This is a genomic window from Tellurirhabdus bombi, assembly GCF_021484805.1.
Taxonomy (GTDB): Bacteria; Bacteroidota; Bacteroidia; order Cytophagales; family Spirosomataceae; genus Tellurirhabdus; species Tellurirhabdus bombi.
This window is the reverse complement of the sequence record NZ_CP090557.1, coordinates 4349724-4370032: the sequence shown is the minus strand read 5'-3', so window position 1 is coordinate 4370032 and position 20309 is coordinate 4349724. Positions and strand designations below refer to the sequence as shown.

The 20309-nt window shown below is 49.6% G+C and carries 14 protein-coding genes; 6 read left to right on the top strand and 8 right to left on the bottom strand.

The genetic code is table 11. The annotated features are described in order from the left end of the window. Positions 1-145 precede the first annotated feature (145 nt). Positions 146-1285: an acyl-CoA dehydrogenase family protein gene (locus tag L0Y31_RS18545; protein ID WP_234734581.1), complete on the bottom strand. Its 1140-nt coding sequence runs from the start codon at positions 1283-1285 to the stop codon at positions 146-148. A gap of 262 nt (positions 1286-1547) precedes the next feature. Between L0Y31_RS18545 and L0Y31_RS18540 the strand changes: the two genes are divergently transcribed. From L0Y31_RS18540 to L0Y31_RS18525, 4 genes are all read left to right on the top strand, one after another. Next, positions 1548-2882, top strand: coding sequence for a UDP-glucose dehydrogenase family protein (locus tag L0Y31_RS18540; protein WP_234734580.1), 1335 nt, complete (start codon positions 1548-1550; stop codon positions 2880-2882). Positions 2883-2956: 74 nt separating this feature from the next. Further along, a complete protein-coding gene (locus L0Y31_RS18535) occupies positions 2957-3943 on the top strand; it encodes a UDP-glucuronic acid decarboxylase family protein (RefSeq protein ID WP_234734579.1) in 987 nt (328 codons plus the stop codon). Between the two features lie 271 nt (positions 3944-4214). Then, positions 4215-6995, top strand: a complete 2781-nt coding sequence (locus L0Y31_RS18530; protein ID WP_234734578.1) for a SusC/RagA family TonB-linked outer membrane protein — start codon at positions 4215-4217, stop codon at positions 6993-6995. Between the two features lie 5 nt (positions 6996-7000). Then, positions 7001-8491, top strand: coding sequence for a RagB/SusD family nutrient uptake outer membrane protein (locus L0Y31_RS18525; RefSeq protein ID WP_234734577.1), 1491 nt, complete (start codon positions 7001-7003; stop codon positions 8489-8491). 76 nt (positions 8492-8567) lie between these two features. Here L0Y31_RS18525 and frr read toward each other — a convergent pair whose 3' ends face one another. Beyond that, positions 8568-9128: a ribosome recycling factor gene (gene frr, locus L0Y31_RS18520; protein WP_234734576.1), complete on the bottom strand. Its 561-nt coding sequence runs from the start codon at positions 9126-9128 to the stop codon at positions 8568-8570. 73 nt (positions 9129-9201) lie between these two features. Then, positions 9202-9936, bottom strand: a complete 735-nt coding sequence (gene pyrH / locus L0Y31_RS18515; RefSeq protein ID WP_234734575.1) for a UMP kinase — start codon at positions 9934-9936, stop codon at positions 9202-9204. A 232-nt stretch (positions 9937-10168) separates the two neighbouring features. On the opposite strand from pyrH, the gene L0Y31_RS18510 reads away from it, so the two are divergent. Both L0Y31_RS18510 and L0Y31_RS18505 read left to right on the top strand, forming a co-directional pair. Continuing rightward, positions 10169-12631 carry a TonB-dependent receptor gene (locus L0Y31_RS18510; protein ID WP_234734574.1) on the top strand — a complete coding sequence of 821 codons (2463 nt, stop codon included), beginning with the start codon at positions 10169-10171 and terminating at the stop codon, positions 12629-12631. Between the two features lie 92 nt (positions 12632-12723). Next, on the top strand, positions 12724-13164 hold the full coding sequence (locus L0Y31_RS18505; protein ID WP_234734573.1) for a hypothetical protein: 441 nt from the start codon (positions 12724-12726) through the stop codon (positions 13162-13164). A 3-nt stretch (positions 13165-13167) separates the two neighbouring features. Here the strand turns inward: L0Y31_RS18505 and L0Y31_RS18500 are convergent, their stop codons facing one another. The 5 genes from L0Y31_RS18500 to L0Y31_RS18480 are packed head-to-tail and all read right to left on the bottom strand — an operon-like array spanning position 13168 to position 20174. Next, the gene (locus L0Y31_RS18500) at positions 13168-13737 is read right to left on the bottom strand and encodes a chemotaxis protein CheB (RefSeq protein ID WP_234734572.1); all 570 of its coding nucleotides are present in this window, start codon (positions 13735-13737) and stop codon (positions 13168-13170) included. Continuing rightward, the gene (locus L0Y31_RS18495; RefSeq protein ID WP_234734571.1) at positions 13719-14546 is read right to left on the bottom strand and encodes a CheR family methyltransferase; all 828 of its coding nucleotides are present in this window, start codon (positions 14544-14546) and stop codon (positions 13719-13721) included. The genes L0Y31_RS18500 and L0Y31_RS18495 overlap by 19 nt, the downstream gene beginning before the upstream one ends. Then, the gene (locus tag L0Y31_RS18490) at positions 14539-14904 is read right to left on the bottom strand and encodes a response regulator (protein ID WP_234734570.1); all 366 of its coding nucleotides are present in this window, start codon (positions 14902-14904) and stop codon (positions 14539-14541) included. Before L0Y31_RS18490 ends, L0Y31_RS18495 begins: the two co-directional genes overlap by 8 nt. Positions 14905-14953: 49 nt before the next feature. Further along, on the bottom strand, positions 14954-18565 hold the full coding sequence (locus L0Y31_RS18485) for a response regulator (protein ID WP_234734569.1): 3612 nt from the start codon (positions 18563-18565) through the stop codon (positions 14954-14956). 25 nt (positions 18566-18590) lie between these two features. Further along, a complete protein-coding gene (locus L0Y31_RS18480; protein WP_234734568.1) occupies positions 18591-20174 on the bottom strand; it encodes a hybrid sensor histidine kinase/response regulator in 1584 nt (527 codons plus the stop codon). Between the last annotated feature and the right edge of the window lie 135 nt (positions 20175-20309).

Genomic DNA, 20309 nt, shown 5'->3' with positions numbered 1-20309 from the left:
TTAACTGGATGTTGCGGAAATGTAAAATAACGAATCATATAACATTTGGTTAGGAATGAGAAAATGCACGTACCAAATGTATATAATTATAAAATTAATTTAAAAAGTTTAATTTTTAAATTTACAAATTGCTCAAAATGGTTACTTATCGCAACAAGTTTCGCGAAATAACCAGGCGCTGAATCTCACTGGTGCCTTCCCCGATGGTGCATAATTTAGCATCCCGGTAATATTTTTCAACCGGAAAATCCTTCGTAAAACCGTAGCCGCCGAAAATCTGCACCGCTTCGTTGGCAGCCTTAACCGACACTTCCGAGGCATACAATTTGGCCATGGCCGAGGCAGTGGTTACCGCTTGTCCGGCATCCTTGAGGTCGGCGGCGTGATAGGTGAGGAGCCGGGCGGCTTCAATTTCGGTGGCTAGATCGGCCAATTTGAACTGGATGGCCTGAAAACGGGCAATAGCCTGACCAAATTGCTGGCGTTCCTGCGCATACCGCAGCGCATGGCCAAAAGCTCCCTGCGCAATGCCGAGGCTGAGCGCCGCAATGGAGATGCGCCCGCCATCCAGCACCTTTAGGGACTGAACGAAGCCGTCACCGACCTGGCCCAAGCGCTGGCTATCGGGAATCCGGCAATCCTGAAAAATGATCTCCGCCGTTTCGGACGCCCGCATGCCCATTTTGTCTTCTTTTTTGCCGGCTGAAAAGCCAGGGGTATCCCGGTCAATAATAAAAGCCGTAGCGTTGCGGGCCGTATTGGGTTCACCGGTTCGGGCGATCACGACCGCTACGTTTCCGCTTTTTCCGTGCGTAATGAAGTTTTTCGTGCCATTTAGAATCCAGGAATCGCCGTCGCGGACCGCCGTTGTCCGCATGTTTCCCGCGTCAGAGCCCGTGTTAGGTTCCGTCAGGCCCCAGGCTCCAATCCAGGTTCCGGTAGCGAGTTTGGGTAGATAATGCCGCTTTTGGTCTTCATCACCAAAAAGAAGAATGTGATTGGTGCACAACGAATTGTGAGCAGCCATCGATAGGCCGATGGAGCCGTCTATTTTGGAAAGCTCAACGATAGCACTGACGTATTCCCGGTAGCCAAGCCCTGCTCCGCCGTATTCTTCGGGAACCAGTACGCCAAGCAAGCCTAACTCGCCGAGCTGGTGCATGATTTCAATCGGGAAATGTTGTTTCTCGTCCCATTCGCGCACAAAAGGCTGGATGTGGCGATTGGCAAAATCACGGACAGTTTGTTCAATTAATTCTTGGTTTTCTTCAATTTGTGTATTCATACTATTGGAGTGGATTCATCAAGTTCGATGAAGTGGTTTTGTAAAAATTACAAGGAAAAAAGAGAACTACCAAATGGGGGTAAACAAGTGCAGAATGTTCTTATCTGACGGTCTTTAAAGGGTAAAAATGCCGGACAATCAAGGTCTGTAGAGAATACAGAAAAAAAATCTATTTTTGCAGCAATCGACTCCAAATATGTAAATAGTACAACTCATATTTCCCCACTAAAACAATTTCGTTTCAACCTAGCCACCCCATTTTATGAAATTAGCCGTTGTAGGAACTGGATATGTCGGACTCGTTACTGGTACTTGTTTTGCCGAAACGGGCAATCAGGTAACCTGCGTTGACATTGATATCCGGAAAGTAGAGAAACTGAATAACGGTATTCTTCCTATCTATGAGCCTGGTCTTGACTTATTATTTAACCGCAACACCGCCGAAGGGCGTCTGAAATTCACGACCGATCTGGCCGAAGGAATTGAAGGCGCTGAAGTGATTTTTCTGGCCCTTCCCACACCTCCGGGTGAAGACGGTTCTGCCGATCTAAAATACATCCTGAAAGTAGCCAACGATCTGGGGCCACTTTTGAAACAATACGCCGTTATTGTGGATAAAAGCACTGTTCCCGTCGGAACGGCGGAGAAAGTAGCGGCGCATATTGGTGCTAATGCTACGGTCGATTTTGATGTGGTTTCGAACCCGGAATTTCTGCGGGAAGGGGTTGCCGTGGAAGATTTCATGAAACCAGACCGCGTGGTGATTGGCACCAAATCCGATAAAGCCAAGAACGTCATGAACCGGCTGTACGCACCGCTGGTACGCCAGGGTAACCCGGTGATTTTTATGGACGAGCGTTCGGCGGAGATGACTAAATACGCAGCGAATGCGTTCCTGGCGACGAAAATTACGTTCATGAACGAAATCGCTAACCTCTGTGAGAAAGTGGGCGCCAATGTGGATGACATTCGGAGAGGCATCGGGACCGACAGCCGAATTGGCAAGCGATTCCTGTTTGCGGGTATTGGCTACGGCGGTAGCTGCTTCCCGAAAGATGTGCAGGCACTGGCAAAAACGGCGGAAGAGAACGAATATGATTTCCGGCTTCTCAAATCCGTAATGGCGGTTAATGACGATCAGAAAACCAAGCTGTTGCCCATGATCAAAAACTATTTTGGGGGCGATCTGCGCGGAAAAACCATTGCAGTCTGGGGACTCGCCTTTAAACCGTATACTGACGATATTCGCGAAGCCCCGGCCCTGGAAAACATCCAGGAGTTGCTGGCGGAAGGCGTTAAAATCACGGCTTACGACCCCGAAGCGATGGACAACGTGCGGAACATTCTGGGCAACCGCATTACCTACGCCCATACGTCCTATGCGGCCCTGGATGATGCCGATGCCCTGGTGATTATGACCGAATGGCCGCTTTTCCGTACGCCTGATTTCGCCAAAATGAATCTGCTGTTGAAGTCGAAAGTGATCTTTGACGGACGGAATGTGTATGAGCTTGACCAGATTAAAGAACAAGGCTATACCTACTATAGCATTGGCCGCGAACCGATCTTAAGTGAGCAATTAGCTGGGAGCAACTGACCTCTGCCATCTCCTGATTTTCGATTTACGCAGGCTATATATTACTGACTATCAACTAAATTGATACTAAATCAATGAAACGCGTACTAATTACAGGCGGGGCTGGTTTTCTGGGTTCGCACCTTTGCGACCGGTTTATTAAGGAAGGCTTTCACGTCATTGCGATGGATAACCTGATTACGGGAGACATCCGCAACCTGGAGCACTTGTTCAAGCTTCCTAACTTCGAGTTTTACCACCACGATGTATCAAAGTTCATCCATGTTCCGGGCGAATTGGATTACATCCTGCATTTTGCTTCGCCAGCCAGCCCCATTGACTATCTGAAAATCCCGATCCAAACGCTGAAAGTAGGTTCGTTGGGTATTCATAACTGCCTGGGTCTGGCCCGGGTGAAAAAAGCGCGGGTCATCATTGCGTCTACTTCCGAAGTATACGGCGATCCGGCGGTACACCCGCAAAACGAAGATTACTGGGGGAATGTAAATCCGGTTGGGCCGCGTGGCGTATACGACGAAGCCAAGCGGTTCCAGGAAGCCATGACAATGGCGTACCATACCTATCACAAGCTGGAAACGCGGATTGTACGGATTTTCAATACCTATGGTCCACGGATGCGCCTGAACGACGGACGCGTTTTGCCCGCCTTCATCGGACAAGCGCTGCGGGGCGAAGACCTGACGGTATTCGGCGATGGCAGCCAGACTCGCTCTTTCTGCTACGTGGATGATCTGGTAGAGGGTATTTATCGCCTGTTGTTAAGCGATTACGCTTATCCGGTCAACATCGGCAATCCGGGTGAAATCACCATCGGCCAGTTTGCGGAAGAAATCATCAAGCTCACGGGCACGTCGCAGAAAGTAATTTACAAACCGCTGCCAACGGACGATCCGAAGCAGCGGCAACCGGACATTACGCGGGCAAAGGAAATTTTAGGCTGGGAGCCAAAAGTGTCGCGCGAAGAAGGCCTACGTATAACGTATGAATACTTCAAAAGTCTACCGGAAGAAGAACTCTACAAAGCCGCTTATCACCGGGATTTTGTAAAGAATCAAGTTTAGACAGGCACCTGTAAATTTCAGTAAAGGAAAATCAGGTCGTTTAAAGAAGGATGCCTTTGTGCATCAAAGTATTAGCTCTTTGTCTGAAAACCTGTATTGTCTGAAAGGATGATACAGGTTTTTTCTATTGGTATCATTCTTGTTTAAGTTGTATTTTAGGGGTGTCCACCGTTAATTCTCAACAAGAATGAAAAGCTTTACCCTTTTGGGGTTAGGTTACCAGCCAAGATGGTATAAGGTTCGGTTGACCTTTGGTCTGTGTCTGTTAACAATGCCGTTACAGACAATTTCTCAATCGATTCAGGAAACACTAAGTGATTCGGTTCGTGTGGGCTACGGATCTGTTTCCCGGGAAAAGCTCAGTGCGCCGGTCGAAACGGTTTCGGGCGAAAGCCTGACCCGATTCAGCACGGGTAACGTGTTACAGGCTTTGCAGGGGCGCGTAGCGGGCGTATTGGTAACAGCCAATTCCGGCGATCCGGGCGGAGCCGTGACGGTAACCATGCGAGGACCCGGTCGTTTTGGTGACACCAACCCGCTGGTTGTGGTTGATGGTATGATTATTGGACAGACCGACAACCTCAACTGGTTAAGCCCAAATGACATTGAAACAGTATCCGTTCTGAAAGATGCTTCGGCTGCCAGCTACGGCATGCGCGGCGGCAACGGCGTTATTCTGATTACGACAAAACACGGCGGAAAAGGCAAGGCGGGCGGACTTCGGGTGAGTGCTGAAACGTACGTGGGTGTGCAAAGCCTGACAACGAAACCACAACTCCTGAACACACGGCAGTACCTCGATTTTGTGAACCAGAGCCGGGCCAATGGCGGCTACCTGCCCGCTGCCCGATTGACAAATGCCCAATCCGTTGATACCCTGCTGCGAACCAATACCGACTGGGTGGGGGCGCTGTTTCGCTCGGCGGCGGTGCGCAACTCGGCAGTGTCGGTTTCGGGAAGTGGGGATAAAGCGCGGTATTACTTTTCGGCAAATCAGTACAAACAAAAAGGAATTTTGCTGGGCACTGATTTTGAGCGTCTGGCCGCGCGGATAAACACGGAGTTCGATCTGCGACCTGATCTGCGGGTTGGCCAGCATTTGACCATCAACCAAACCAACCAGCACATTAATCAGGGGACCACCAGCCGCACGGCCATCGAGCAAGCCCTGAAAAGTGCTCCTTATCTACCGATCAGAAATAACGCGTTTATCGGTGGTTACAACGGCCCCAATTACATGGACGCCAACAACGATGCTCGCAATCCAGTCGGCCAGTCCAACCTGATCCGTACGGGACAGAAAACTTTTGGAATAACCGGGGATCTATACGCAGAATGGGATCTATTTGAAAACCTGACCTATCGTGCCACGCTGGGCTATGATCGCCGCAATTTTGAGGGGCTTAGAACTGCTCCGGCTTACATTATGGGCGAATTCGATAGCAATCCAACGGCAGCATCGGCGCGGGTCAAGCAAAACTATCAGAGCCTTTTGCTGGAGCACCAGTTAACGTACGTCGGCAGTGTAGACGATCATTCCCTGACGGTGTTACTGGCCGGAAGCCGCCAAACGAGCAAGGTGGATGACATCGAAATCGCGAAGGAAGGACTGCCGGAAAATGACATCTGGTCGCTATCAGCGGCGCAAACAACGCCCAATGGAATAGCAGGAGGGCAGTACACAACCTACCGGATCGTCAGTCTGCTGGGTCAGGTTTTTTACGAGTATAAAGAAAAATACGTTTTGACAGGAACGGTGCGGCGGGACGGTTCTTCGCGATTTGCTTCGGGCAACCGCTTTGGCATTTTTCCCGCTATCTCGGCAGGCTGGTTGGTTAGCGAAGGACGTTTTTTCGACAAAATTCCGCTGACGCGCTTAAAGGTTCGGGCGGGTTGGGGACAAACAGGCAACGACAACGTGGGCGATTACCGCTATGCTTCCCGGATTTCGCAGAATTTCAACTATCCGTTTGGTAGTCAGAATACATTTTTGGGAATTGGCGCCATTCCCGCCACTTTGCCTAACCCGCTGATCCGTTGGGAAACCACCAGCACGAGCAATCTGGGTATCGATTTTAACACACCGAACGATGCTATTTCGCTGTCGATTGATTATTACCTGAAACAAACAAAAAACATTCTGGTGGAAACGCCGCTGCCCAGTTCGGTCGGTGCGGCAGCGCCCCTGATCAATGGCGGTAAAGTGCGCAACCAAGGACTCGATGTGACTTTAACCGCAAAAGAAACAGTTGGTTCGGTTTCGCTAGACGTGTCGGGGTTCGCATCCTGGCAGCGGAACAGGGTCATTTCTTTAGGGGCCCGAACAGAGCCCATTTTAAACGGTAGTTTTGATGATAAGTTTGTCAACCGCACCATGCCGGGTTATGCGATGGGTAGTTTTTACGGCTTGAAACAGCTTGGTATTTACCAGAACATAGGCCAGGTCAATGCGGCTCCGGGCCTGCCGGGATCGTCGCCGGGGGATATTCAGTTTGTGGATTTGAACGGCGATAACGAGGTGACGCTGGCCGACGATCAGGCTTTTATTGGCAAACCAATTCCGTCCTTTCATTATGGCCTTTCGCTGGCGGCTTCGGTCAGCGGGTTTGACGTGGTGATGCTCTTGCAGGGCGTTGCCGGAAACCAGATTTACAACACAACCGCTTACTGGCTGAACGGCTACCAGGGACGCTACAACGCCGGGACACAGGTACTAAACCGCTGGACGGTGGACAACCCTTCGACCACGCAGCCCCGCGCCAACGCTTCGGATAACGTTAATTTTCAGGTTTCTAACCGCTTTGTGGAAAGTGGCGCCTACTTCCGCCTGCGAACGCTTCAGATTGGCTACACCCTGCCGAAAGACCTGCTGTCCGGTTTGGGCGTGAGCAGTCTGCGGATTTATGTGGGTGGTCAAAACCTGTTTACCAAAACAAAATACAGCGGCTTCGACCCTGAGTTCAGCAACAACCAATCGCTGGTGAGCGGCATCGATGTGGGCGTTCAGCCGCAACCGCGGACTCTGCTGGGCGGTATCCAACTCAACTTTTGACAGACATGAAAAAATTAGTGATTCTGGTCGGCTTGTTGGTCATGTCGTTTGGGTGCAGTGATAAGGCACTGGATGTATCCAATAAGAATGATCTGACAACGGAGAATTTCTATAAAACCGAATCGGATGCCCTAAAAGCAACCAATGCCGCTTATTCGGCGCTTGCCTCCCCGAATTTATACGGGCGGATGATGCACGCGGCGCAGGATATGATGTCGGATGAAACCGAGCTGACGCTGGCTGCCAGTCCCGAATGGATGGCCCTGCGTGAGTTTGAAACGGATGCCAGCAACGAAGTTATTACGGCCATCTGGACGGGTGCTTATCAGGGTATTTATCGGGCTAATCTGGCGCTTGAGCGGATTCCCGGGATTCCAATGGATGAAAATTTGAAGAAGCGCCTTTTGGGTGAAGCCCGTTTTCTGCGGGGGTTGTATTACTTCATTCTTGCAACCAATTATGGTGATGTACCGCTGATTCAGAAAGTGGTGAATGTGGAGAACAACAGCGAGCGGCAACCCAAGCGCACGCCTATTGCCGAGGTTTACGAAGCCATTCTGACGGATTTTGCCGAGGCGGAGAAGGTCCTACCTACTTCGTATACGGGGAATGATATAGGACGCGTGACCCAGGGGGCGGCCAAAGGATTTCGGGCGAAAGCCTTGCTATACCGGGGCAACCTAACCGAAAGCAAGGCCGACTACGCCAGGGCGGCGGCACTCTTCAAAGAGATCATCGATTCAAAGGTATATGACTTAATGCCGGACTATCACGATAACTTCACCGAGGCCGCGGAGAACAACCGGGAATCGCTCTTTGAGGTGCAATTTTCGACCACGGTTGATCCGGGAGCCTTTTGCGATGAGTGCGGGACCGGCAGTTTGCGGGCGCTTGAGTTCGGGGTTCGCGGGCGGGCTTACAACCGAATTATTCCGTCGTTGAACCTGGTGGCGAAGTTCGAACCTACCGATAAACGTCTCCTGGCCACTGTTTTTGGACCGCAGGGAAGCTTGTTCGACGGGCAGGATTATTACCTGACCTTGCAGTATGCTAACTGGGGGCGAATCCGCCCGGCAGACTACGCCGCCCGGAAGTTTCAGAAAGATTCCGGCAATGAATTTGCCTGGACGACTGGCTCGGGCATCAACTTTCGGCTGATGCGTTTTGCGGATGTTTTACTGATGTATGCCGAAGCGCAACTAGAAGCTCAGGGCGTTAATGACGCCGTGGTGGCGGCTGTCAATCGCATCCGTCGGCGGGCGGGCGTTGCGGAAGTGGCTACGGTTACCCAAGAGAGTCTGCGGCTAGAACGGTTGCTCGAACTGGGGCTGGAAGGACACCGCTGGCGGGACCTAATCCGCTGGAAAATCGCCGAAGAAACCTTATTGGACCAGGGGCGGCCTTTTAATCGGAAAAAAGATTACCTGTTTGCTATTCCGGCGAACGAACTAAAACTCAATCCGAACCTGACGCAGAATCCGGGCTGGAATTTTTAATCGGGAAAAAGGAAAACGCCATGACTATGAACGGCATATTGCTGATTCATGGTCATGGCGTTTAAAGAATAGGGGCTTAAACAACCATAATATCCTGCTCTTTGCTGGCCAGGATCTCGTCGATTTTAGCCACGAAGCTGTCGGTCAGTTTCTGAACGCGTTCTTCTCCTTTTTTCACGTCGTCTTCCGAAACGCCTTCTTTCGTCAGTTTCCGGATTCCTTCGTTGGTATCTTTCCGGATGTTGCGGACATTCACTTTGGCCACTTCAATTTCCTGCTTTGCTTTTTTCACCAGATCGCGGCGGCGCTCTTCGGTCAAAGGCGGAATGTTGAGGCGAATAATATCTCCATCGTTTGTTGGCGACAGACCCAGGTTGCTGTTGCGGATCGCCTTCTCGATTTCGCCGATTATTTTTTTCTCAAAAGGCTTGATGGCGATGGTGCGGGCATCGGGCGTCGTTACCGAAGCAACGTTGTTCAGCGGTGACAAAACGCCGTAATATTCAACCTGAATACCATCGAGCATATTGGGTGATGCTTTTCCCGCCCGGATCTTGCCTAATTCAATCACGAGGTGCTTGATTGCCCTGTCCATCGTGTCGCGGGCATCTTCCAGATATAATTCAATCTCTTCCATTATTTTTCTAAACTGTAATTACACAGGTTAAAGTAGCCTAGTTTCACCCAGGCTGGCCGTTTAGCTTTATAGATTATACAGTAGTCGGTAAATCAACCGTAATCAGCGTGCCCACATTTTCGCCTTCGATCAAGCGGAGCAGGTTTCCTGAACGATTCATATCGAAAACGATAATGGGCAGGTTGTTTTCCTTACAAAGCGTAAAAGCGGTCAAATCCATGACGTTTAGCTTTTTCTCGTAAACGTCCTGAAAAGTAATGTTCGTGTAGCGGGTTGCGGTTTTATCTTTGAACGGGTCAGCTGTATAAACCCCATCCACACGGGTTCCTTTCAGCACAACATCTGCTTCGACTTCGATGGCTCGGAGGCTGGCAGTGGTGTCGGTGGTAAAATAAGGGTTTCCGGTTCCTGCGCCGAAGATCACGACCCGGCCTTTTTCGAGGTGACGCACCGCCCGGCGACGAACGTAGGGTTCGCAGACCTGCTCCATCTTGATGGCCGACATAACGCGGGTGTACATGCCGTGCTGCTCCAGCGAACTCTGAATGGCCATGGCGTTGATCACCGTAGCCAGCATGCCCATGTAATCACCCTGAACGCGGTCGATGCCGGAACGCTCACCTGTCACACCCCGGAAGATGTTACCACCACCGATAACGATGGCTACCTGTACGCCCAAATCAACAACTTGCTTAATTTCCTGGCTATACTGTTCGAGAATAGATGGGTCAATGCCGTAGCCATTTGCGCCGCTTAGCGCCTCACCACTTAATTTTAGTAAAATACGCTTATACTTGAGTTGAGCCATACGAAGTGTTTTGGCTGTAAAGATAGGGAAAAGTTACGAGTGAAATGACAGCGTATGTCGGAAGCCTGCAACAACCGCGAGCTGGCATTCTGGCCTGTGCGGCGATAAACCGCAGCCCTGACAGAAATTTATTTATTTTTCAAAGGGTTGATTATCAGGCTAGTTTCGGTCAAGTAGAAAAAAGGAATATTCCACTTTTACGGGCAGCATCCTAAAGAACTTTCTTTTCCTAATGAAACAAACTTTTACCGCTTTACATCGGGCAAAAAAAACGGGCTATCCGTTGGTCGTATTTCTTCTCTTCTGGCTAGTTGTGGCACCGCTGTACGCCCAGGAAGCCGGTAAAATCAAAGTGAAAGGAAAGGTGCTTGATGCCCAGACAAATTCGGCGCTCAGTTATACCAATATTCGTTTGTTTAAGCAGGCCGATAGCTCGTTTGTAACGGGTGGAATAACGAATGATGCGGGCGAATTTGCGGTGGACGCGCCGGTCGGAAGCTACTACGCTTTGCTGGAATTTGTCGGGTATAAGCCTTTGAAAACGGGTCCTATCCAACTCGTGGCGGGCCGCTCCCCGCAGGACGTGGGAACGTTCAAGCTGGCATCCTCCTCCCGAACGCTGGACGAGGTGGTGGTGCAGGCCGAGAAAAGTACGATGGAATTTTCCCTCGATAAAAAAATATTTAACGTCGGGCAGGATCTGGCCAATGCTGGTGGAACAGCCGTTGATATTTTGAGCAATGTTCCTTCGGTAGCGGTCGATGTAGAAGGCAATGTCAGTTTGCGGGGAAGCGGCAGCGTCCGGATTCTGATTGACGGCAAGCCTTCGGGCTTGGTGAGCATCAAGGGCGCCAGTGGTTTGCAGCAGTTGCAGGGCAGCAGCATTGAACGCATTGAAATTATCACGAATCCATCAGCTCGCTACGAAGCGGAAGGCATGGGAGGCGTCATTAACATCATTCTCAAGAAAGAGCGCAAAGAAGGTTTTAATGGCTCTTTTGATGTCATTACCGGCTATCCGACCAATTTCGGCGCGGCGGCCAACGTTAACTACCGGCGTAAAAACCTGAATTTCTTCGTTAACTATACGGCTGCTTTTCGGAATACGCCCGGACGGAGTTCGCAGTACCAGGAAGTGTACCGCAACGACACCACTTTTTTGACCCGGCAAAGCTCAACCAGCAAGCTGAAAGGACAGAATAACAACGCCCGGGCGGGTCTGGATTACTTCTTTGATTCAAAAAATATCCTGACGGCTTCGTACACCTGGCGCATCAGCAAAGGCAAGCGCTACTCGGATATTCAATACCTGGATTATCAGTTCAACACGGCGGCGGAAAACCTGCAAAGCATCACCAAACGAACCCAGGACGAAACGGAAACCGAACCCAACTCGGAATATGCGCTGAGCTACAAACGCACGTTTGCCCGCGAAGGACACGAATTAACCGCCGACGTGCGCTACCTGGATAACTGGGAAAGTTCGGATCAGTATTTTACTCAGAACACCTTTCTGCCCAGCGGAAAAGAATCGAGCCTGCCGAGCATTTTGCAGCGGTCGCTGAACGACGAAACCGAAAAGCAGATTCTGGTGCAGGTCGATTACGTACAACCATTTAGGAAAGACGGAAAACTGGAAGCTGGTCTGCGCAGCAGTTCACGGGATATGACCAACGATTATTCGGTAACGGAGCGAAGCCAAACGGGAATATGGGTGCCACTGCCGGGCTTGACCAATGACTTTCTTTACGAAGAAACGATCCACGCGCTGTACGGCATTCTGGGAAATAAAATTCGGAAGTTTTCGTACCAGCTGGGCGTGCGGGCAGAGTGGACCGGCGTAACGACGACACTGAAACAGACCGCCGATGTCAACAACCGAAAGTACGCCAATCTCTTTCCGAGTGTGCACGTTACCTACGATTTGCCGCGTCAGAATGCCGTTCAGCTGAGTTACAGCCGCCGCGTGCGCCGTCCGCAGTACAATGATTTAAGCCCGTTTGCGACCTTTAGCGATAGCCGGAATTTCTGGAGTGGCAATCCCGATCTGAACCCGGAGTTTACGGATGCGTTCGAAGTTGGCCATATTAAATACGTGGAAAAAGGGTCGATCAGCTCGTCGGTTTATTACCGGTATACAACGGGCAAAATTGTTCGAATTCGCCGGGTAGATGAACTGGGTAACGCCACCACGCGCCCCGAAAACCTGGCCACCGAAAACTCGTATGGGGCCGAATTTACCAGCTCATACGCCCCCTACAAATGGTGGAAGATTGACGGCAGTCTTAACTTTTTCCGGGCTGTCACCAACGGGGGCAACCTGGATGCGACCTACCAGAGCGATACGTATAGCTGGTTCGCGCGGGCGACCTCGCGGTTTACTTTCTGGAAAAATACGGACTTCCAGTTACGCGGCAATTATGAAGCGCCGCAACAGACCCCGCAGGGAAAACGAAAAGCCATTGCCACGCTGGACTTAGCCATTAGCAAAGACATTCTGCAAAATAACGGCACACTAACCCTGAACGTTCTCGACGTGTTCAACTCCCGGCGTTTCCGCTCCATCACCGAAGGACCTAATTTCTACACGGAAACAAATTCGCAGGGACGGTTGCGGCAAATCAACCTGACGTTCAACTACCGCCTGCGGCAAGCCAAGAAAAAAGCAAAAGAGATGGGCGAAGGAGAAATGTAAAGATGGATGATTGCTGACACTACAATAAGTATTCAGGACTCTCAACAATGTTAAGAAGTAGTTAACGTTTTCAGGAATATAGAAACATTCCTATGAACAGACTTGCTTCGGTTTTTTTACTGGTTGTACTTCTCGGAGGCTGCAAAAAACAGGAGCAGACGCCCGATCCTGATTTAACCGTCGGGATGGAAGGGACTTTTAATATGGTGCAGGTTTATTTGAACCGGGGAACAAACCAGCAGGTTACTTATAGTCCTGCCGACTCAGCGCAGACAGCCAGTATCACCATCAAAAAGCTGGCTAATTCAAAGGTAGAAGTTAAAACGCTGCTGCAACGCCGGAACGGGCAGATGATTATCAATAGCACTTTTGAAGGAACGTTAAGCGTCGATTCAGGCTTATCCACCCGCATAAACATCACCGGAGCCGATCAGGCCAACAACGGCTATTATCATCAGGAAGCCAACTCCCTGTTGCTGGATTTAAACGGCGCTGGGAGCGGAAATTCGCGGATTATTGCGCAGAAGAAATAGCGGCTACCGAAGCCCGTTGATGAACGCCGCCATTTCGTCCGAATCAAAAACAAAATCGATGTCGGTGTGCTGGATGGCCTGTTCGGGCATGAAGGCTACTTTAGCCGTTTCGGGGCTTTGGGCAATGATGATTCCGCCCGCCCGTTTGATGGCATCCAAACCCGCCGTTCCGTCTGAATTGGCCCCAGATAGCAAAATTCCGACGAGGGTGGGGCCGTATACATCAGCAGCAGACTCAAACGTAACATCCAGCGACGGACGGCTGTAGTTTACTTTTTCGGAACTGTCGAGCGAAAAAAGGAAATCGCGCTCAATGAGCAGATGATAATCGGCGGGAGCCAGATAAATCATACCCGGCAAAACGGCGTCTTTGTCTTCCACTTCCTTGACCGGAATGGACGTCTTGTACGAAAGCAGGTTGGCCAAGGGAGAATCAGGGGCGTTCTTTCGGTGTAAGACAACAATAATTGTCAACGGGATGGCTGGATTCAGCGCGGGGAATAGCTTCAACAGCACATCGAGGCTCCCCGAAGACCCGCCGATAACGACTGCTTTTATCCGATTTTTCTCCATATCTTTTCTTTTTCCAATTGCTTGTAGCGGGTTTGGATTGACGAAAATTTCAAAGTTTCTTTTGTGCCCAGAGCCAAATAGCCGAGCTGCCCCAAACTCTCGTCCAGCAAGCTCAATACCCGGTCCTGCAAATCCTTGTCGAAATAGATCAATACATTGCGGCAGAGAATCAGATCGAATTCGTTGAAAGAGCGGTCAGAAACTAAATTATGAGTGGAGAAAATCATCTTCTCGCCCAGCGATTCATCAAATTTTACTTGTCCATAATGCGCTGTGTAGTAGGAGGAAAAGTCGTGTATACCACCCGAGGCAATGTAATTCTCGGAGTATTGTTTCATGTGCGGCAGCGGAAAAAAGCCTTTGCGGGCTTTCTCCAATACGGTCGGGTTTAGGTCGGTGGCGTAGATCAGGGACTTATGCAACAGATTGGCTTCTTTTAGCAGAATGGCCATGGAATACACTTCCTCGCCGGTTGAGCAGCCGGCATGCCAGATGCGAATAAACGGCTTGGCAGCCAGCGTACTGATTACCTCTGTTCGGAGAGCTTTGTAGAACTGCGGGTCACGGAACATTTCGGTTACATTGACCGTCAATTCCTCCACAAAATGTTTTAGATAGCCCGGATCAGAATTGACGCGGTATCGTAATTCGGCAAAGCTTGGAAACTTGTCAAGCGAGCACAGACGCACAATGCGTCGCTTCAGAGATGCCCGGGAATAATTGGTGAAGTCGTAACCATATCGCTCAAAAAGGTCATTCAGCAGCAGGTCAACTTCTTCATCCTCAATGGTTAGTAATTTATTAAACACGTGCTAATAACTGTAAAAGTCGGTCTACGTCAATGGGTTTCGATATATAATCCGTTGCACCCGCGGCAAGGCATTTTTCCCGATCGCCTACCATTGCCTGGGCGGTTACGGCAAAAATGGGTGTTTGTGCCCGCTGGTCGATCATTTTGATGCGCGGAATGGCTTCATATCCGTCCATGTCGGGCATCATCATGTCAATCAAAATGGCGTCAACGACCTCATCGGTCTGCAACAGAGTCAAGGCTTCCTGAGCACCCAGGCAGGAGATGCAGTCGAACGATTTAGCCCGCAGCGTTGCTACTAAAGCAAAAATATTTCTTGAGTCATCATCAATGATCAATACCCTTTTTTTACGCATAGTGTTTTTTAAAATTAAGGATAGCTAGTGTGTTTTTTGGAATAGCTTCTTAGGAGCGTTCATAGAGCCAGACGCGGAGCAACGAGATCAACTGGTCAATGTCAACCGGCTTGGTGATGTAATCGGAAGCGCCCGCCTGGATGCACCTCTCCCGGTCGCCGGTCATGGCCTTGGCGGTAACGGCAATTACGGGCAGATTTCGCCATTGGTGGTTTTCTCGGATCTTTTTCGCCGTTTCGTACCCATCCATCTGGGGCATCATCATATCCAGCAGAACCACATCAATCGCTGGATTTTCCTCTAATTTCTGGAGTGCCTCCTTGCCATCGAGAGCCGTAACGACGTTCATTTTGTAGGTTTCCAGCGCCTTGGATAGCGAGAAAATGTTGCGTACATCATCATCGGCTACCAGCACCGTTTTGTTGTGCAGGATCTGGCCAAGCGCCCCCAGCTTTTTGAAAGCACTATCTGCCTTGGCGGGTTGTTTGTTTTCTTCCACCAAATGCAGGAACAGCGAAACCTCGTCGAGCATACGCTGGTACGAATGCGCCGTTTTAACAATGATTGAATCAGCGTATTTTTTGATTTTCAACTCCTCTGCCATCGACAGGCTTTTCCCGGTGAAGATAATGATCGGCAGGTTCTCCAGTCCCGGGTTCTTTTTGGCTTCCTCCAGGGTGTCGTAGGCCTTTGAGTCGGGAATACCCATGTCCAGAATAACGCAGTCTACCTCTTTGCGTTTCAGGGCTTCGATGCCTTGTGAAATAGTGCCGCTCAGCTCCGAATTGATGTTGAACGTTTCCAGAAAATAGGCCAGCGCCTTGGCGTGCTTCGGATTATCTTCCACAATGAGCACTTTTTTGGAATTTCGATTCAGTACGTATTCAATCTTTTTGAACACATCGTGCATCTGTTCAAAGGCCATGGGCTTGTTGACAAAATCAATCGCTCCCTTCAGTAGACTTTCGTTTTTCAGCGAGTGCGAAGACATGATGTGAACCGGAATGTGTCTGGTTCGCGGATCGGCTTTAAGAGCATCCATAACCTCCCAACCACTCAGAACCGGTAGCTGAATATCCAGCAGAATGCCCAGCGGTTTGTAAATACTGGCCAGTTTCAAACCTTCATCGCCGCGCACGGCCACAATGCCTTTGTAGCCTTTTTTGCGGGAGTAGTCCAGCAGTGATTTCGCGAAATTCGTATCGTCTTCGATGATCAGAATGGTTTTATCCGATTCCTGAATGGCATTTCGGTCGTCGGGTATCGCCTCTGGAATGACGGTGCTGATGTAATTATTGCCTGTTTCGGGCTTTTGCGGAGTGGGCTTGGGTTCGGGTTGCCGGGGCACGTAAGTCTCGATCTTTTCCGGCTGGGTAGTTCGGGGCACCTCCGAGATAGGCAGGTAAACGGTAAATTCGCTGCCTTTATTGACCTCGCTGGAAAGCATAATTTCGCCGCCCAGAAGCTTGGCCAGCTCGCGGCTGATGGACAGCCCCAACCCTGTGCCGCCGTATTTCCGTTTGGTCGACCCGTCGGCCTGCTGGAATGCCTCAAAGACCAGGTGCTGCTTTTCGGAAGGAATGCCAATGCCGGTATCCTTAACGGCAAAGCAAAGCGTATTTTCCGTTGAAGACTGTTTATGAATAGTCAGCGAGACGCTACCTTTTGCCGTAAATTTAAGGGCGTTGGAAAGCAGGTTTTTCAAAATCTGACCCAAACGCATCTTGTCCGTTTCAATCGTTTTGGGAACGTTTTTGTCAACCGACACGATAAATTCCAGTCCTTTTTCCTTTGCCAAGGGGCCAAAAAGCGCCTGCAATTCCTCTGTAATTTCGCGGATGGATACCGTAAGGTATTCCAGTTTCATCTGTCCGGCTTCAATCTTAGACAGGTCTAAAATTTCGTCGATCAGGCCAAGCAAACCATTACCCGATGACTGAATGACTCTGGCGTATTCAACCTGGTCTTTGGAGAGCGTTTTCTCGTCGTTTTCGGCCAGCAGGCGGCTTAAAAGGAGGATGGAGTTAAGCGGCGTGCGCAGTTCGTGCGACATATTAGCCAGAAATTCTGATTTGTAGCGGGTGCTGATTTCCAGCTCTTCGGCCTTTTTCAGGATCTCGTCGTTTTTCTCTTCCAGAAGCAGGCTTCGTTCTTCCAGCTCGGAATTCGTTTGTTGCAGTTCTTCCTGCTGAACGCGCAGTTCTTCTTCGGAGGCCTGTAGTTTCTGCGATTGAGCTTCGAGTTCGGCGTTGAGGTTTTCCAGCTCGTTGTGCTGAGCCTGTAGCTCTTCCGATTGGGCCTGCGTTTCTTCCAGAAAATTCTGCAACTGAATGTAATTCAGCGCCGCATTGATCCCAATAGCCAGGCTATCCAGGTTATTTTCCAGAAACTGAAGTTCCAGTTCGCTGGGTTTGTGCAAAAGGCCAATTTCAAGGACGCCCACACACTCCTGCGCGTAAAGCAGCGGACAGATAATTAACGAACTGGGCGTTGTGGCTCCCAGGGAGGAGGTAACCCGTAAATAGCTGCTTGGCAAATCGTTAACCAGGAGCATTTTTTTGCTGGTAATAACCTCACCCGCCAGTCCTTCGCCGGGTTTAATCATTGCCGGTGCATCCTGGGTAGCAAACGTTCCTTCCAGCTTGAAATTGGCGTTATGATCAACAATGTAGACCGTTCCCACGGGGGCTTCCAGGTACTCGGCAATGGTATGAATCAGGTTGGTCGATAGCTTTTTAATGTCTCTTTCGCCCCGGATGGCCTCGCTGAGTTTGAGGGTGCCAGTTTGTAACCAGTTTCGGTTGTTTAGATCCGCAAAAGTAGTCTCCAGTGAATCGGCCATGCTATTCAGAGCATTACCAATACGCCCTAAATCGTCGTCGGCCGTATCCAGACTGCGAACCGTGTAGTTGCCTTCGGCGATGTCGGTTGTAATGTCTTCCATTACCCCAATGCGCTGGTTGGTCTCCTGATATTTCTTTTCGGCCTGTTTCTGGTGCGCAATCCGGTCGTCCAGGTCTTTTTTGATCCGCAGGTAAGTGCTAACGGTGATCGCTATGGAAATAAGGGCGGCAAGCAGCAGCAGGTAAGGGGTATACGTAATGTAAATCTGTTGTTGCTCAATCCGCATTTTCAGAACCTCAGATTCTTCTTCTTTTACATCATTGATCATCTTCCGAAGACCATCCATGACCTTTTTACCCCGCGCCATTTCCTGATGCCGTTGAATCGTATCTCTGGAAAAGGTACGGCTTTTGTTAGTCATGTCGATGATGCGTTGCATCTGCGTAAACTTAGCTTCGTATAGCTGCTCTATTTTAGCCAGCTTCTCCTGCTGTGACTCATTGTCACGCGTCAGTGTACGCAACTGGCTATAGCTGTTTCTTACCTTGTCCAGCGAACCGTTGTAGGGTTGTAAAAAGGTAGCGTCCCGCGTAATGAGAAACCCGCGCTGGCCGGTTTCAGCATCTTTTGTGAAGGAGATGATGTTCTCCGCTTCGAGCAGAACCTGATTGGTATGATTAACGAGCTGCGAATTGCTGATTAACTTTTGTGTGCTGTAAAAAGAGGCCAGCAAGCTGACAATCAGCAGGAGAATAGAAAAAGAAAAGACAAGTTGCAGTTGTCTAATGACGGAATGAGAGGTAGAATATTGCGGCATAATAGGTAATTAAAATCGGCGATCACTAATGGGTCAGTACTTCATTCGTCTGTGTAACGGGAAGAACCAGAATGAAACGGGTACCTTCATTCAGGTGGCTTTTCGCCGAAATGAGACCGTGGTGTTTGTCGATATTTTTCTTGGCAATGGCCAGCCCGATTCCGGTACCTTCGTAGCTGGTTTGGGTATTTAAGCGCTGGAAAATAATGAAAATGCGATCCAGAAAACGTTCGTCGAAGCCAATGCCATTGTCACTCACCACAATCCGGCAGAATTGGCCCGTCGGCGATGGTGGACTCTCAATTTCTTTTGTCTCTACTAATTCGGCACTGATGGTAATAATCGGCGGTTCGTCTGGTTTAGAGAACTTCAGGGCATTGCTAAGCAGGTTTTGAAAAACCTGCCGGATGCGGCTCGGAATGGTATCGATTACCGGCAATTCTTCAACCGTAACCAGCGCCCCTTTATTGCTGATTGTTTCGTCGAAATCACTGAGAAGCTCTTTTAGTAACAAATTAAGATCCGTTGGTTGAAAGGGATCCGTTACAGACAGTTGAGAATACGTCAGAAGATCATTGATCAGCCGCGACATACGGGCCGACGAATTGATAGATCGCTCTAGAAAAAACGTTGCCTCTTCATTGTCTTTCAGGAACTTCTCTTTTACCATATCGTTGAGAACCTGGATTTTACGAAGCGGTTCCTTCAGGTCATGCGATACGACCCAGGCAAATTGCTGGAGTTCATGATTGGTACGTTCTAGCTCTACGTTCTTGAGCAGCAATTCTTTGGTCCGCAGTTTAACCTGTTGCTCCAGTACTTCGGCGGCCAGCTTTTGCTGGTGGATATCCGTAAATGTTCCTACCCACTTGAAAATGGTATCTTGCTGTTTAACGGGAATAATCTTCAGGAGATGATATCGGTAGTCAAGTGTAGCCAGTTCAAGGAGTCGAACTTCGCGGGTTAGTTCAAGACCTAGGGTAAGATAGCTCTTCCAAATCGTGTATATATCGTCGTCGGGATGGGCTTCCGGAAAGGTTTCGGCGTCTTTGGCGTAGCGGAACCAATGCTCATTAACGTACTCAATCCGGCCATCGGCGGCGAGCGTAAAGGCGATTTGGGGCAACGATTCGAGCACAGATCGCAATTCGTGCATGCGGTCTGCCAAACTTTCCTGAGCCTGTTTCCGAACCTCAATTTCCTTGCGCAAAGAATGCTGCGTTTCGCGCAGTTCCTGCTGCTGCTCGTAAAGCTTGTGCAGGGTTTTCACTTTCAGGACCAGAATATCCGGATCAACGGGTTTGGTTAAATAATCAATGCCGCCCGAGGTGTATCCTTTTGTGATAAATCGTTTCTCTGTATTAACTGCGGATAAGAAAATGATGGAGGTGTCTTTAGCTTTGCTAAAGCCAGCAACGGCATTTGCTACTTCGAAACCGTCCATTCCAGGCATTTGTACGTCCAGAATAATGACGGAATAGTTGGTTTTAAGGATCTTTTTTAACGCTTCTTCACCCGACTCAGCGGTATCGACCGAAAAATGATGAAGTTCCAGAATTTTTTTAAGCGGAAGAATATTTTCGGGTCTGTCGTCAACAATAAGAATCATACGGAATGAACCTGTTTAAGACTAGCTATCCCCTTAGAGGAGTAAATTTGAGTAAAATGGTGATCAATGGCGTGCCATGCATCGCTATCAATTCTTTTCTGTAAAATTTTTGTGAAGATATGCGTAGGAGGGGCC

What these genes read in the sequence shown, in the direction of transcription:
- L0Y31_RS18540 (WP_234734580.1), top strand. Translation starts at nt 1,548, where the DNA reads ATGAAATTAGCCGTTGTAGGAACTGGATATGTCGGACTCGTTACTGGT.
- L0Y31_RS18510 (WP_234734574.1), top strand. Translation starts at nt 10,169, where the DNA reads ATGAAACAAACTTTTACCGCTTTACATCGGGCAAAAAAAACGGGCTAT.
- L0Y31_RS18545 (WP_234734581.1), bottom strand. Translation starts at nt 1,285, where the DNA reads ATGAATACACAAATTGAAGAAAACCAAGAATTAATTGAACAAACTGTC.
- L0Y31_RS18500 (WP_234734572.1), bottom strand. Translation starts at nt 13,737, where the DNA reads ATGGAGAAAAATCGGATAAAAGCAGTCGTTATCGGCGGGTCTTCGGGG.
- L0Y31_RS18490 (WP_234734570.1), bottom strand. Translation starts at nt 14,904, where the DNA reads ATGCGTAAAAAAAGGGTATTGATCATTGATGATGACTCAAGAAATATT.
- L0Y31_RS18485 (WP_234734569.1), bottom strand. Translation starts at nt 18,565, where the DNA reads ATGCCGCAATATTCTACCTCTCATTCCGTCATTAGACAACTGCAACTT.
- L0Y31_RS18530 (WP_234734578.1), top strand. Translation starts at nt 4,215, where the DNA reads ATGCCGTTACAGACAATTTCTCAATCGATTCAGGAAACACTAAGTGAT.
- pyrH (WP_234734575.1), bottom strand. Translation starts at nt 9,936, where the DNA reads ATGGCTCAACTCAAGTATAAGCGTATTTTACTAAAATTAAGTGGTGAG.
- frr (WP_234734576.1), bottom strand. Translation starts at nt 9,128, where the DNA reads ATGGAAGAGATTGAATTATATCTGGAAGATGCCCGCGACACGATGGAC.
- L0Y31_RS18525 (WP_234734577.1), top strand. Translation starts at nt 7,001, where the DNA reads ATGAAAAAATTAGTGATTCTGGTCGGCTTGTTGGTCATGTCGTTTGGG.
- L0Y31_RS18505 (WP_234734573.1), top strand. Translation starts at nt 12,724, where the DNA reads ATGAACAGACTTGCTTCGGTTTTTTTACTGGTTGTACTTCTCGGAGGC.
- L0Y31_RS18535 (WP_234734579.1), top strand. Translation starts at nt 2,957, where the DNA reads ATGAAACGCGTACTAATTACAGGCGGGGCTGGTTTTCTGGGTTCGCAC.
- L0Y31_RS18480 (WP_234734568.1), bottom strand. Translation starts at nt 20,174, where the DNA reads ATGATTCTTATTGTTGACGACAGACCCGAAAATATTCTTCCGCTTAAA.